This is a genomic window from Streptomyces narbonensis (assembly GCF_014649015.1).
GTDB classification, from domain to species: Bacteria; Actinomycetota; Actinomycetes; order Streptomycetales; family Streptomycetaceae; genus Streptomyces; species Streptomyces narbonensis.
Genome location: NZ_BMSF01000003.1, coordinates 510116 through 522838 on the forward strand (window position 1 = coordinate 510116; position 12723 = coordinate 522838).

Consider the following 12723-nt stretch of genomic DNA (forward strand, 5'->3'; position numbering starts at 1 on the left):
CTTCCCCGCCCGCCCGGCGAAGTGCCACCATGGATGTGGTCCGGGGACGCCGTCAGGGCGCCTCGAGATGACGAAGGAGCCGTTTCCCATGACGCTTCAGGCTGCCCCGAAACCGTCCGCCGACAGCAGCAAGGCGCTGTACGGCGGCAAGGGCACACGCCGCATCACCGTCCACGACATCGCCGCCGCCAAGGCCCGCGGCGAGAAGTGGCCCATGCTCACCGCCTACGACGCGATGACCGCCTCCGTCTTCGACGAGGCCGGCATCCCCGTGATCCTCGTCGGCGACTCGATGGGCAACTGTCACCTCGGCTACGAGACCACCGTGCCGGTCACGATGGACGAGATGACCTTCCTCTCCGCCGCCGTCGTCCGGGGCACGCAGCGCGCCCTCGTCGTCGGCGACCTGCCCTTCGGCTCGTACCAGGAAGGGCCCGTCCAGGCCCTGCGCAACGCCACCCGGCTGATCAAGGACGCCGGGGTCCACGCGGTCAAGCTGGAGGGCGGCGAGCGCTCCCTGGCCCAGACCGAGCTGCTGGTCCAGGCCGGCATCCCCGTCATGTCCCACCTCGGCCTCACGCCGCAGTCCGTCAACACCATGGGCTACCGGGTGCAGGGCCGTACCGACGAGGCCGCCCACCGGCTGCTCAGCGACGCCAAGGCGGCGCAGGACGCGGGCGCCTTCGCGGTCGTCCTCGAACTCGTACCGGCCGAGCTGGCCGCCGAGGTCACCCGCTCGCTGCACATCCCGACCATCGGCATCGGCGCGGGCGCCGGCACCGACGCGCAGGTCCTCGTCTGGACCGACATGGCCGGCCTGACCGGCGGCAAGGTGCCGCGCTTCACCAAGCAGTACGCCAACCTCCGCGAGACGCTCGGCGACGCCGCGCGCGCCTTCGCGGAGGACGTCTCGGGCGGGGAGTTCCCCGCCGAGGAGCACACCTTCCACTGACCCCGGTGAGCACGCCCCGGCCCGGGTGAGCACGACCTGACCTGGGTGAGCACGCCCTGACTCCAGTGAGCACGCCCTGACCCCGGTGAGCACGCCCTGACCCCGGTGAGCACGCCCTGACCCCGGTGAGCACGCCCTGACCACCGCGGCACGACACCGACAGCCCGCCGACATCCCCCATCGGCGGGCTGTCGGTCGTCTGTCGGGGGATTGTCGGTGGCGGCTGGTGTAGTGGCTGCCATGACGCGATCACACACCAACGCCGTCGAGGTCCGGGGCCTCGTGAAGCACTTCGGCGCCACCAAGGCCCTCGACGGGGTCGACCTGGACGTCCGGGAGGGCACCGTCCTCGGGGTCCTCGGGCCGAACGGCGCCGGGAAGACCACCCTCGTCCGCTGCCTGTCCACCCTCCTCGTCCCGGACGCCGGGACCGCCACCGTCGCCGGCTACGACGTGGTGAAGCACCCCCGCCAGCTGCGCCGCACCATCGGCCTCACCGGCCAGTACGCCTCGGTCGACGAGAAGCTCTCCGGCTGGGAGAACCTCTACATGATCGGGCGGCTGCTCGACCTCTCCCGCGCCGACGCGCGCCGCCGGTCCGACGAGATGCTGGAGCGCTTCTCGCTCACCGACGCGGCCAAGCGCCCCGCGATGAACTACTCGGGCGGTATGCGCCGCCGGCTCGACCTCGCCGCCTCGATGATCGGGCAGCCCTCCGTCCTCTACCTGGACGAGCCGACGACCGGACTCGACCCGCGCACCCGCAACGAGGTGTGGGACGAGGTCCACCGGATGGTCTCCGAGGGCGTCACCGTCCTCCTCACCACCCAGTACATGGAGGAGGCGGAGCAGCTCGCGAGCGAGCTGACCGTCGTCGACAAGGGCAAGGTCATCGCCAAGGGCGGGGTCGACGAGCTCAAGGCGAAGGTCGGCGGCCGGACCCTGAAGGTCCGCCCGGTCGACCCGGACCAGCTGCCCGCCATGGCCGCCGCGCTCCGCGAGACCGGTCTGGACGGCGTCGCCGGATCGAGCGTCGTACCCGACGAGGGCGCGCTGTACGTGCCGATCCTCACCGACCAGCAGCTGACCGCCGTTGTGGCGCTGCTCGGCGCGCGCGGCTTCGGCATCGCGCACATCGGTACCCATCTGCCCAGCCTGGACGAGGTGTTCCTGGCGATCACCGGCCAGAAGACCGCCGAGTCCGACGCGATCAGCGAGGAGGTCGCCGCCGCATGAGCACGACCACTGTCACCAAGTCCCCCGCCGGCGCGCCGAGGACGGCGCCCGCTCGTCCCGCGCCGACCGCCGAGGGCCGCATCGGCCTCCGGGCCAACCTCCGCCACATCGGCGCGCTGGCCCGCCGCAACGCCCTCCAGATCAAGCAGGACCCGGAGTCGATGTTCGACGCCGTCCTGATGCCGATCATCTTCATCCTGCTGTTCGTGTACGTCTTCGGCGGCGCGATCTCCGGCAAGGGCAACAACGACATCTACGTCAACTACGTGACGCCGGGACTGATGGCGATGATGGGCATGAACATCGCCATGGCCGTCGGTGTGGGCATCAACGACGACTTCAAGAAGGGGGTCATGGACCGGTTCCGGACGATGCCGATCGCCCGGTCCTCCGTCCTGATCGCCAAGATCGTCGTCGAGGTCGGCCGGATGCTGATCGCGACCGCGATCCTGCTCGGCATGGGCTTCCTGCTCGGCCTGGAGATCCACACCTCCTTCCTCCACCTCCTCGCCGCCATCGGTCTGTCGATGGTCTTCGGAGCCTCGCTGATGTGGATCTTCATCCTGCTCGGGCTCAGCCTCAAGACGGCCCAGGCCGTCCAGGGCATGGCCATGCTCGTCCTGATGCCGCTCCAGTTCGGCTCCTCGATCTTCGCCCCGACGACCTCGATGCCGGGCTGGCTGGAGACCTTCACCGACTACAACCCGCTGTCGAACCTCGCCGACGCCGCCCGCAACCTGATCAACGGCGGTCCGGTCGCCCACTCGGTGTGGATGACGCTCGGCTGGGCGCTGGTGATCACGGTCGTCACGGCGCCGCTCGCGGTGGCCAAGTTCCGCAAGAAGACCTGACCGGACTCCGGTCGAAACGACGGGGGCAGGACCACGGGGGTCAGTACCACGGAGGTCAGGACGACGGGGGCCAGGACCACAGGGGTCAGGACCACGGGGGTCAGGACTCGGCGCGCTCACTGATCGCGTCGGCGGCGCTGCCGAGCAGGGCGGCGGTCTCTTCCAAGGAGAGGCCGTCGCCTTCGGCGTACGCCGCGGCGAACGCGTCCTCGCCGAGGGCGGACCGCGCGAGCTCCGTGGCCGTGGCCAGGTTCTCCCGCTCCAGCGGCGGCGCCAGGTGACCGGGCGGGAGGAGACCCGCCCCGGCCCCGAGGAGCGTGGCCGCGATCCGCGCCGAGGGGCCGCCGACGCCGGCGAGCGCCCAGGCCGCCATGACGACGTGGTACGCCGGCATCTGCGGCGCGATCATCATCGACAGCGGGTCGAGGGAGCGCTCGTACGCCTGCGCGGCGAAGGCGAAGGCCGAGCCGTACCGCTTCTCCAGTGCGTCCAGCCAGCCCAGGCTGCCGAGGGCGAAGCCCTCGAAGATCGACAGGGTCTCCGAGCGGAACTCCCGCCGCAGCACGTGCAGATGCTCCCGGGCCTCGGCGATCCGTCCCGTGCGGCCGAGAGCCAGGGCGAGGAAGAGCCGGGCGCCGAACATCGGTTCATGACCCCAGCCGTGCCTGCCGTCGACGATCTCCCGCAGGATCGCCTCCCCCTCCTCGATCCGGCCGGTCTCGACGAGGATGTCGGCGTACCGGGCGCGCAACAGGGCCATCTGCGACTGGGCGCCGATCCGCTCCGCGTAGCCGATGGCGGCGGCGAAATCCTCGGCGGCGCCCTCGAATTCGAGGCGCCGCTCGCGGGCCTCGGCCCGGGAGGAGAGCGCCTCCGCCGCGCCCCATGCGTCCCCGAGGCGGACGAAGATCTCCAGGCTCTCGTCTGCGTCCCCGGTCGCCTCGACGGCCCAGTCGGCCCGGTTGGCGTACATGTTGGCGCGCATCTGGAGGGCGTTGGCGAGCTCCCAGTCGTAGCCGTGGCGGCGGCAGGCCTCGACGGTGGTGTCCAGGATCTCGCGGAGCCGGCCGGCCTCTCCGATGATGAGGACCGCGAAGACCGCGAAGGAGCCGGGCAGGCGGCAGGTCTGCGGCAGACCCGGCTCGTACACGGCGGTCATCTCGCGGAGCCGCCGCACGCCCTCCGGGCTGGTCCACCGTCCGGTCTCGTGGTCCATGCTGAGCAGCTCGACGAGCCGCACCCCGCGCCGGGCCTCCCAGCGCTGCTCCTCGGAGAGCGGCGGCGGCGTGGCCGTGCACGGCTCGTACAGGGGGACGACCGGGGCGGCGGGCGGCGTGAACGGATCGGGCCCGAGCTCGGCGGCGGACAGGGCCCAGTGCAGGGCGTCGGTGCGCAGGTCACGCATCTGCCAGTACCAGAGCAGGGAGTGGACGAGGACGAGCGCCTCGTCCTCGTCGCGGGCGGCGACGGCCCGGCGCAGGGCGGTGCGGAGGTTGCCGTACTCGGTCCCGAACCGGGCGATGGCGGCGACCTGCCCCGAGCCGCGGAGCTCGGGGTCGGTACGGCGGGCGAGCTCGCGGTAGTAGGTGAGGTGGCGCCGCTCGGTCACGGCCCGCTCGCCCGCCTCGTCGAGGCGCTCCGCGGCGTACTCGGCCACCGTCTCCAGGAGCCGGTAGCGCATGCCGGTGTCGCCCGGGGCCGAGACGACGAGCGACTTGTCGACGAGGGAGCCGAGCACGTCGAGGACGGCGGGGGCGTCGGCGTCAGGGCCGGGGTCGGCGCAGACCGACTCCGCCGCTTCCAGGTCGCTGCCGCCGGTGAACACCGACAGGCGCCGCAGGACGGCCCGTTCGGCGGCGTCGAGGAGGTCCCAGGACCAGTCGACGACCGCGCGCAGGGTCTGCTGGCGGGGCAGGACGGTCCGGGCGCCCGAGGTGAGCAGCCGGAAGCGGTCGTCGAGCCGGTCCGCGATCTGGCCCAGGGTCAGCATCCGCAGCCGGGCCGCGGCCAGTTCGATCGCCAGCGGCAGCCCGTCCAGACGTCGGACGATCTCGGCCGCGGCCTCCGGGTCCTCGTCCGTCCGGAACCCGGGGCGGGCCGCCGCGCCCCGGTCCCCGAGGAGACGCAGCGCCGTCTCCGCCGGCAGCGGCCCCAGCGGACGCAGCACCTCCCCCGGCACGCCCAGCGGTTCCCGGCTCGTCGCCAGGACGCGCAGCCCGGGGCAGCGGGCGAGGAGGGCCTCGGCCAGCTCGGCGGCGGACGCGACGAGATGCTCGCAGTTGTCGAGGAGGAGCAGCATCCGCCGCCCGGTGACGTGCTCGACGAGCCGGGCGATCGGGTCGCTCCCCCCGCGCAGCTCCTCGGCTCCCGCGCCGCGCAGCACGGTCTCCCGGGCGCCGACGGCCGCGAGGACGGCCTCGGGGACGGCTTCCGGGTCGGTGACGGCGGCGAGCTCGGCCACCCACACGCCGTCGGGCCAGGCCTCGGCCCCGCGCTCGGCGGCCTCCTGCGAGAGTCGGGTCTTTCCGGCGCCGCCGGGCCCGAGCAGGGTGACGAGCCGGGCCGTCCGCAGGGACTCCTGGAGCGCGGCGATGTCCTCGTCCCGCCCGACGAAGCTGGTGAGCCGGGCCCGGAGGTTCCCGCGCAGGGCCGGCCCGGGCTCCGCCGGCCGAGCGGGCGGCAGGGCCGGGGCGAGCAGCTCGGCGTGGAGGGCGCGCAGGGCCGGGGAGGGGTCCGTGCCGAGGCGGTTGGCGAGCGCGCGGCGGACCGACTCGTACGCGGCGAGCGCCTCGGCCGCGCGGCCGGTGTCCCGCAGGGCCCGGATGCGGAGGGCCTGGAGGGGTTCGTCGAGCGGGTGGGCGGCGCTGAGGGCGGTCATTTCGGGGAGGACCGCGGCGGCCTCGCCCAGGTCCAGGGCGGCGCCGAGCCGGGCCCTGCGGGCGTCGAGACGGCGGGCCTCCCAACGGGCGGCCTCCGCCTCCCGGTCCGGCAGGTCGGCGAGCGCGGGCCCGCGCCAGAGGCCGAGGGCCTCGTCGAGGAGCGCGGCGGCCCGGACGGCGTCCCCGTCCGACAGGGCGGCCACTCCCTCGGCGGCGAGCCGTTCGAAGCGGTGGGCGTCGACGTCCTGGGGCCGGGCGTCGAGCCGGTAGCCGCCGTCGGCCGAGATCACGGCGGTACGGCCGAGGGCCCGGCGCAGCCGCCCGACGAGGGCCTGGAGCGCGGCGACGGCGTCGGCGGGCGGCTCGTCGCCGTACCAGACCTCGTCGACGAGGTCCGGCACGGGCACGGTCCGCCCGGCCCGCAGGGCGAGGACGGTCAGCAGCGCGCGCACGCGCGGACCGCCGACGGTGACGTCGGCGCCGTCGGGCGTACGGGCGAGGGTCGGGCCGAGCAGGGAGTAACGCACCCGCCCATTCTCCGCGAGAAGCCCGCCGAGCCCGGTACCAGGGCGGCGCGGGGCGGAGATCAGCACGGACCGGACGGAGTACCAGGGCGCACGGGGCGAAGACCTGCACGGACCCGGGGCCGGCGTCCGGCGCGGCACCGACACAGACCGACCCCGCACCCGGGACAGCACCGACACGGACCCGACCCCACACCCCGGGACAGCACCGACACGGACCCGACCCCACACCCCGGGACGGCACCGACACGGACCCGGCGCCCCTCCCCGTCGGCCTGGACCCGACCTCCCGGTCCGGAACCCGGCCGTCACCCGGTACGTTTCCCGCACATCAGTCCTCCGGCACTCGGGAGTCCCCGCGATGAGCACGGCCACCACTCGGCGTCACGAACGGCGGATCAGCCCCGTCTTCCTGGCGATCCTCGCCGTCATGGCCGTCACGGGCTGGGCGGTGTGGACGGACTTCGCCGCCACGCCCGGTCTGGCGGTGTTCCTCTTCGTGACCTCGGCGTGGGTCGTGTCGCTCTGTCTCCACGAGTACGCGCACGCCCGCACCGCGCTGCACGGCGGGGACATCACGGTCGGAGCCAAGGGCTATCTGACCCTGAACCCGCTCGCGTACACGCACGCCTGGCTGAGCATCATCCTGCCGGTGCTGTTCGTGATCATGGGCGGGATCGGTCTGCCGGGCGGGGCGGTCTTCATCGAGCAGGGCCGGGTCAAGGGGCGCTGGAAGCACAGCCTGATCTCGGCGGCGGGCCCCCTGGCGAACGTCCTGTTCGCGCTGGTCTGCACGGCGCCGTTCTGGCTGGACGCGCTGGACGGCGTGCCGTCGGGCTTCCAGTACGCGCTGGGGTTCCTGGCGTTCCTCCAGGTCACGGCCGCGCTCCTGAACCTCCTGCCGGTCCCGGGCCTCGACGGCTACGGGATCGTGGAGCCCTGGCTCTCGTACAGGCTGAAGCGGCAGATCGAGCCGTACGCGCCGTACGGCTTCTTCATCGTGATCGCGCTGCTGTTCGTGCCGGCGGTCAACGGCGCCTTCTTCGACGCGATCGACGCGCTGATGCGGGCCCTCGGGGTGGCGGAGGAGAGCAGGTACTGCGGCTCGCAGCTCTACCGGTTCTGGCAGGAGACGCCGGAGTTCTGCCAGGTCTGATACCGGGCCTTGTCCGAAGGCAGGCCCGTGGCCCCGGCCATGATCCGCCGGACAGGCCCTAGCCCTGGGCCGCGGCCTGCTTCTCCGCCTTCGCGCGGCGGAGGTAGTACCAGGCCATGTTGGAGGAGAGGCCCGCCAGGAGGACCCAGATCACGCCCAGGAAGCTGCCCTGGACGAAGGAGACGACGGCCGCGGCGACGGCCAGGGCGCAGACCACGAGGGCGTAGAGGGCGAGGCGGGGCATGGGGGACGGCTCCTGTCCGGGTACGGCTGCTGGTGCCCGTCCAGTGTCCCCCATGCCCGGCGGCCCTCCCTCCCGAGGGGCCGCCGCCGGGGCTCAGACGTCGGTGACCCGGAGGCCCGCGTGGGCCTTGTACCGGCGGTTGACCGAGATCAGGTTCGCGACGAGCGACTCGACCTGGTGGGCGTTGCGCAGACGGCCGGCGAAGACCCCGCGCATGCCCGGGATGCGGCCCGCGAGGGCCTGGACGAGCTCGACGTCGGCGCGCTCCTCGCCGAGGACCATCACGTCCGTGTCGATCTCCTCGATGGACGCGTCCTGGAGGAGCACGGCCGAGAGGTGGTGGAAGGCGGCGGCCACCCGGGAGTCCGGGAGGAGCGCGGCGGCCTGCTCGGCGGCGGAGCCCTCCTCGGGCTTCAGGGCGTAGGCGCCCTTCTTGTCGAAGCCGAGCGGGTTGACGCAGTCCACGACGAGCTTGCCCGTGAGCTCCTCGCGCAGGGACTCCAGGGTCTTGGCGTGCCCGTCCCACGGCACCGCGACGATCACGATGTCGCTGCGGCGGGCGCACTCGGCGTTGTCGGCGCCCTCGACGCCGTGGCCGAGCTCCTCGGCGACGGCCTGGGCGCGGTCGGCGGCGCGGGAGCCGAGGATCACCTTCTGTCCGGCCTTGGCGAGCCGGTAGGCGAGGCCGCGGCCCTGCTCGCCGGTACCGCCGAGGACGCCGACGACGAGCCCGGAGACGTCGGGGAGGTCCCACGGGTCCTTGGGGGCCGCCTTGGGCGCGGCGGTGGAGCCGGTGGAGTCGGTGCTGGCAGTCGAGGAAGTCATGGCCCCGACATTACCGACCGGTCGGGCCGCCGGGGCCCGTCCCGTACGGGTGGAACCGACCACAACCGGCCACGCGCCTCGCGCCGCTGGGGCAGGATGCCACCCCATGGATGCCGTACGGGTCGCGTTGCTGCGGGAAGTGCTGGCCGGGACGGAGTGGCCGGGGGCGGCCCGTCGTTTCGCGGGGGCGCTCCGGTCCTCGGTCGTGCCGCACCGGGGCGGGCTGCTGCTCGTGGGCACGGAGGCGTACGAGCCCTGGCACCTGGCCGCGCACCTCGTCGACGAGGCGGCCTGGTCGGGGCTTCCGGAGCTGGCGCCCACGCTCGTGCGGCACCGGGTGCGGCCGGACGCTCCGGCACATCTCGCGGTCGGGCTCGGCCGGCTGGAGGCGGCGGGGCGCGGGGCGACGCTCCTGATGGTGGCGCCGGAGCGGCCGGACGCGGGGCTGCTCCAGCGGGTCCACGACGCCCGGCGGGCCGGGGCGACGGTGCTCTCGCTCGACGGCGGCGACAGGGAGCTGCGGGGGCTCGCCCACGAGGCGCTCACGGTCGCGGAGGAGGCGGGGGTGGACCTGGACACGGTGCAGCATCTGGTGAGCGCGGCGGCCGGGGAGAACAGCCTGCCGTCACCGCGCGGGAGCCGCCGCTTCCGGGACCGCCTCTCGGATCTCGCGGACCGCCTGACGGCCCCGCCGCCGGCTCGCTGGTAGGGGCCCGCATCCCCGCTGACCGGTCGGTTATTCGGTTGCCCCGGGCGCCTTCCGGCCGGAGCATGGCCCCTCGTGTCCCGTTCTTCCAGGCTCTCCGCCCTCCTCCCCGATCTGGCGCCCTGGCGTGCGTCCCGTGACTTCCGGCTCCTGTGGAGCCAGGGGCTCGTGACCTACTTCGCCGGCGCGATGGCGATGATCGCCCTGCCGCTCCAGATCAAGGAGCTCACGAACTCGCCGCTCGCGGTCGGTGCGATGGGCGCGGTCGAGCTGGTGCCGCTGGTCGTCTTCGGGCTGTACGGCGGCGCGCTCGCCGACGCCGTGGACCGGCGGAAGGTGATCGTGGGGACGGAGGCGGGGCTCGGCGTGCTCGCGCTGCTCCTGCTGCTCAACTCGCTGCTGCCGGAGCCGATGCTGTGGCCGCTGTACGTGGTCGCGGCCGGTGTCTCGGCCCTCGCCGGGCTCCAGCGTCCCGCGCTCGACTCGCTGCTCGCCCGGATCGTGCCGCACGAGCACCAGACCGCCGCCGCGGCCCTCAACTCGCTGCGCTGGCAGATCGGCTCGATCGCGGGCCCGTCGGTCGCGGGGCTCGTCGTCGCCTTCGCGGGTCACGCCCCGGCGTACGCGGTGACGATCGCCGGCTTCGCCGCCTCGGTGCTGATGTGCCGCCGCCTCTCCCCCGCGCCGCCCGCGCACGACGCGGAGAAGCCCTCGCTGCGGGGCATCGCGGAGGGCGCGCGGTACGCCTGGTCGCGGCCGGTGCTGCTCGGCACGTACGCGATCGACCTCGCGGCGATGTTCTTCGCCTTCCCGAACACGATCTTCCCGTTCCTCGCGGACGAGCTGGACGCCGACTGGTCGCTCGGCCTGATGTACGCGGCGGGCTCGGTCGGTTCGCTCGTGCTCGGGCTGACCAGCGGCTGGACGTCGAAGGTGCGGCGGCACGGGCTGCTCGTGGTGGGGGGCGCGGCCGGCTGGGGACTGGCGATCGCGGCGGCCGGCTGGTTCGGGAACATCTGGCTGGTCCTGCTCTGTCTGGCCTTCGCGGGCGCCGGCGACATGCTGAGCGGTCTCGGGCGGGCGACGATCTGGAACCAGACGATCCCGGAGGAGCTGCGCGGGCGGCTCGCCGGCATCGAGGTGCTGTCCTACAGCGTCGGCCCGCAGCTGGGCCAGGTCCGGGCGGGCGTGATGGCCGGGTGGACCGGCACCAGGGCGGCCGTCTGGTCGGGCGGCGTGGCCTGTGTCGCCTCGGTGGGGCTGCTCTGCCTCGCGCTGCCGAAGCTGCTCACGTACGACTCCGAGACGGACGAGGACTCGCTGCGCCGCAAGGCCCAGCAGGAGGCCGTCGCCCGGCAGGAGGAGCCCCGGGGCGAGCCCCAGGGGTCGGCCGGTACGGTCTGAACCGGTCCCGGCCGGCCCCTGGGGTCACGCCTCGGGGTTCCCGTCCGGGCTCTTGCCCTCGTGCCAGCGCGGGTCCGTCTCCCATTCCAGGTTCCGCTCGCGGGCGGTCTCCATGGCGTGGGAGGCCTCCTCACGGCTGGCGTACGGGCCGAATCGGTTCTTCGCGGGGCACTCCGGCCCCTCCTCGACCTTCTTGTGCTCCAGGCAGTAGTACCACTCGCCCGGTTTGCCCGTGGTGCGCTTCTTGAACAGGGCCATCGTCGTCGGCTCCTTCCGCCGAGACCATGCTGCCCCAGACGCGGTCGTTAGACTCGCTGACATGTCTGGCCAGTCGCTTCTCGTTCCGGGGGAGCTCTCCCCCCACCGCTCCGTCCCGGGCTCCATCCGCCGCCCCGAGTACGTCGGGAAGCCCGCCCCGGCCCCGTACAGCGGGCCCGAGGTGCAGGATTCCGACACCATCGAGCGGATGCGGATCGCCGGCCGCATCGCCGCGCAGGCGATGGAGGAGGCCGCCAAGCACATCGCTCCGGGTGTCACCACCGACGAGCTCGACCGGGTCGCGCACGAGTACATGTGCGACCACGGCGCCTATCCCTCGACCCTCGGCTACCGCGGCTTCCCGAAGTCGCTGTGCGCCTCGATCAACGAGGTCATCTGCCACGGCATCCCGGACTCCACGGTGCTGCGGGACGGCGACATCGTGAACCTGGACGTCACGGCGTACATCAACGGCGTCCACGGCGACAACAACGCCACCTACCTCTGCGGCGACGTCGACGAGGAGTCGAGGCTGCTCGTCGAGCGGACCCGGGAGTCCCTGAACCGGGCCATCAAGGCCGTCCGGCCGGGCCGTCAGATCAACATCATCGGGCGGGTCATCGAGTCGTACGCCAAGCGCTTCGGCTACGGGGTCGTGCGCGACTTCACCGGGCACGGCATCAACTCGTCGTTCCACTCCGGCCTGATCGTCCCGCACTACGACTCCCCCCACCACACCACCGAGATCAAGACCGGCATGACGTTCACGATCGAGCCGATGCTGACGCTGGGCACCCACGACTACGACATGTGGGACGACGGCTGGACCGTGGTGACCAAGGACCGCAAGCGGACCGCGCAGTTCGAGCACACGCTCGTCGTGACCGACGACGGAGCCGAGATCCTGACGTTGCCCTGACCCCTCGAACGGGTACGTCTTTACCGACAGGACGTCGGGAACCAGTTGACTTAGGTAAGCCTAACTTGGCAGGATCGTCACTGGTTCCCGTCCCATCGGTCTCGGAGGCACGCCTTGGACACGCCCTTCTCCACGCTCATCCGTACCGCCTCGCACGAGCAGCACACGGAGGCGGAGACGTCGTCCTTCATGGGCGACCTCCTGGGCGGACGCCTGGCCGTCGACGCCTACGCCCGCTACACGGAGCAGCTGTGGTTCGTGTACCGCGCTCTGGAGGAGGGAGCGGAGGCGCTGCGCGAGGACCCGGTCGCCGGGCCGTTCATACAGGCCGAGCTGTTCCGCACGGCCGCCCTGGAGCAGGACCTCGCCCACCTGCGGGGCGCCGACTGGCGCGCCGGGGTCTCCCCGCTGCCCGCCACCGTCGCGTACGCCGAGCGGGTCGCGGAGTGCGCGCGTGACTGGCCCGCGGGTTACGTGGCCCACCACTACACGCGCTACCTGGGCGACCTGTCGGGCGGCCAGATCATCCGCGACAAGGCGGAGCGGACCTGGGGCTTCACGCGCAAGGGCGACGGCGTGCGGTTCTACGTCTTCGAGGAGATCGGCAACCCCGCCGCCTTCAAGCGGACCTACCGGGAGCTGCTCGACGGGGTGAACGCCGACGACCTGGAGAAGCAGCGGATCGTCGACGAGTGCAAGCGCGCCTTCGCCTTCAACAGCGCGGTCTTCCACCAGCTGGGGGGCGAGTTCCCGCTGAGCGCGTGAGCGC

The 12723-nt window shown here is 73.0% G+C and carries 12 protein-coding genes; 8 read left to right on the forward strand and 4 right to left on the reverse strand.

Going from position 1 to position 12723, the window contains the following annotated elements; translation table 11 throughout:
* Positions 1–88: 88 nt before the first annotated feature.
* From panB to IE124_RS08305, 3 genes are all read left to right on the forward strand, one after another.
* On the forward strand, positions 89–952 hold the full coding sequence (panB, locus tag IE124_RS08295; protein ID WP_189506331.1) for a 3-methyl-2-oxobutanoate hydroxymethyltransferase: 864 nt from the start codon (positions 89–91) through the stop codon (positions 950–952).
* Between the two features lie 240 nt (positions 953–1192).
* Positions 1193–2188, forward strand: coding sequence for an ATP-binding cassette domain-containing protein (locus IE124_RS08300; RefSeq protein WP_189506334.1), 996 nt, complete (start codon positions 1193–1195; stop codon positions 2186–2188).
* On the forward strand, positions 2185–3039 hold the full coding sequence (locus IE124_RS08305; RefSeq protein WP_189506337.1) for an ABC transporter permease: 855 nt from the start codon (positions 2185–2187) through the stop codon (positions 3037–3039). Before IE124_RS08300 ends, IE124_RS08305 begins: the two co-directional genes overlap by 4 nt.
* 100 nt (positions 3040–3139) lie before the next feature.
* Here IE124_RS08305 and IE124_RS08310 read toward each other — a convergent pair whose 3' ends face one another.
* The gene (locus tag IE124_RS08310; RefSeq protein WP_189506339.1) at positions 3140–6445 is read right to left on the reverse strand and encodes an AfsR/SARP family transcriptional regulator; all 3306 of its coding nucleotides are present in this window, start codon (positions 6443–6445) and stop codon (positions 3140–3142) included.
* Between the two features lie 358 nt (positions 6446–6803).
* On the opposite strand from IE124_RS08310, the gene IE124_RS08315 reads away from it, so the two are divergent.
* Positions 6804–7598, forward strand: coding sequence for a site-2 protease family protein (locus tag IE124_RS08315; RefSeq protein ID WP_189506343.1), 795 nt, complete (start codon positions 6804–6806; stop codon positions 7596–7598).
* 58 nt (positions 7599–7656) lie between these two features.
* On the opposite strand, the gene IE124_RS08320 is transcribed toward IE124_RS08315, so the two are convergent.
* Together IE124_RS08320 and npdG are read right to left on the reverse strand one after the other, a co-directional pair.
* Positions 7657–7896, reverse strand: a complete 240-nt coding sequence (locus IE124_RS08320) for a hypothetical protein (protein WP_189506345.1) — start codon at positions 7894–7896, stop codon at positions 7657–7659.
* Between the two features lie 39 nt (positions 7897–7935).
* Complete coding sequence (gene npdG, locus IE124_RS08325) at positions 7936–8667, reverse strand: NADPH-dependent F420 reductase (RefSeq protein WP_189506347.1); 732 nt, start codon at positions 8665–8667, stop codon at positions 7936–7938.
* Positions 8668–8773: 106 nt separating this feature from the next.
* Here npdG and IE124_RS08330 point away from each other — a divergent pair, with 106 nt between their 5' ends.
* Both IE124_RS08330 and IE124_RS08335 read left to right on the forward strand, forming a co-directional pair.
* Positions 8774–9376, forward strand: a complete 603-nt coding sequence (locus IE124_RS08330) for a hypothetical protein (protein WP_189506350.1) — start codon at positions 8774–8776, stop codon at positions 9374–9376.
* 72 nt (positions 9377–9448) lie between these two features.
* Positions 9449–10777: an MFS transporter gene (locus tag IE124_RS08335; RefSeq protein ID WP_189506352.1), complete on the forward strand. Its 1329-nt coding sequence runs from the start codon at positions 9449–9451 to the stop codon at positions 10775–10777.
* 24 nt (positions 10778–10801) lie between these two features.
* Here IE124_RS08335 and IE124_RS08340 read toward each other — a convergent pair whose 3' ends face one another.
* The gene (locus tag IE124_RS08340) at positions 10802–11035 is read right to left on the reverse strand and encodes a hypothetical protein (protein ID WP_189506354.1); all 234 of its coding nucleotides are present in this window, start codon (positions 11033–11035) and stop codon (positions 10802–10804) included.
* Positions 11036–11096: 61 nt separating this feature from the next.
* Here IE124_RS08340 and map point away from each other — a divergent pair, with 61 nt between their 5' ends.
* Together map and IE124_RS08350 are read left to right on the forward strand one after the other, a co-directional pair.
* Positions 11097–11954, forward strand: a complete 858-nt coding sequence (map, locus tag IE124_RS08345; protein WP_189506356.1) for a type I methionyl aminopeptidase — start codon at positions 11097–11099, stop codon at positions 11952–11954.
* Positions 11955–12068: 114 nt separating this feature from the next.
* Complete coding sequence (locus IE124_RS08350) at positions 12069–12719, forward strand: biliverdin-producing heme oxygenase (RefSeq protein ID WP_189506358.1); 651 nt, start codon at positions 12069–12071, stop codon at positions 12717–12719.
* Positions 12720–12723: the final 4 nt, after the last annotated feature.

What these genes read in the sequence shown, in the direction of transcription:
- panB (WP_189506331.1), top strand. Translation starts at nt 89, where the DNA reads ATGACGCTTCAGGCTGCCCCGAAACCGTCCGCCGACAGCAGCAAGGCG.
- IE124_RS08300 (WP_189506334.1), top strand. Translation starts at nt 1,193, where the DNA reads ATGACGCGATCACACACCAACGCCGTCGAGGTCCGGGGCCTCGTGAAG.
- IE124_RS08305 (WP_189506337.1), top strand. Translation starts at nt 2,185, where the DNA reads ATGAGCACGACCACTGTCACCAAGTCCCCCGCCGGCGCGCCGAGGACG.
- IE124_RS08315 (WP_189506343.1), top strand. Translation starts at nt 6,804, where the DNA reads ATGAGCACGGCCACCACTCGGCGTCACGAACGGCGGATCAGCCCCGTC.
- IE124_RS08320 (WP_189506345.1), bottom strand. Translation starts at nt 7,896, where the DNA reads ATGGGGGACACTGGACGGGCACCAGCAGCCGTACCCGGACAGGAGCCG.
- npdG (WP_189506347.1), bottom strand. Translation starts at nt 8,667, where the DNA reads ATGACTTCCTCGACTGCCAGCACCGACTCCACCGGCTCCACCGCCGCG.
- IE124_RS08330 (WP_189506350.1), top strand. Translation starts at nt 8,774, where the DNA reads ATGGATGCCGTACGGGTCGCGTTGCTGCGGGAAGTGCTGGCCGGGACG.
- IE124_RS08340 (WP_189506354.1), bottom strand. Translation starts at nt 11,035, where the DNA reads ATGGCCCTGTTCAAGAAGCGCACCACGGGCAAACCGGGCGAGTGGTAC.
- map (WP_189506356.1), top strand. Translation starts at nt 11,097, where the DNA reads ATGTCTGGCCAGTCGCTTCTCGTTCCGGGGGAGCTCTCCCCCCACCGC.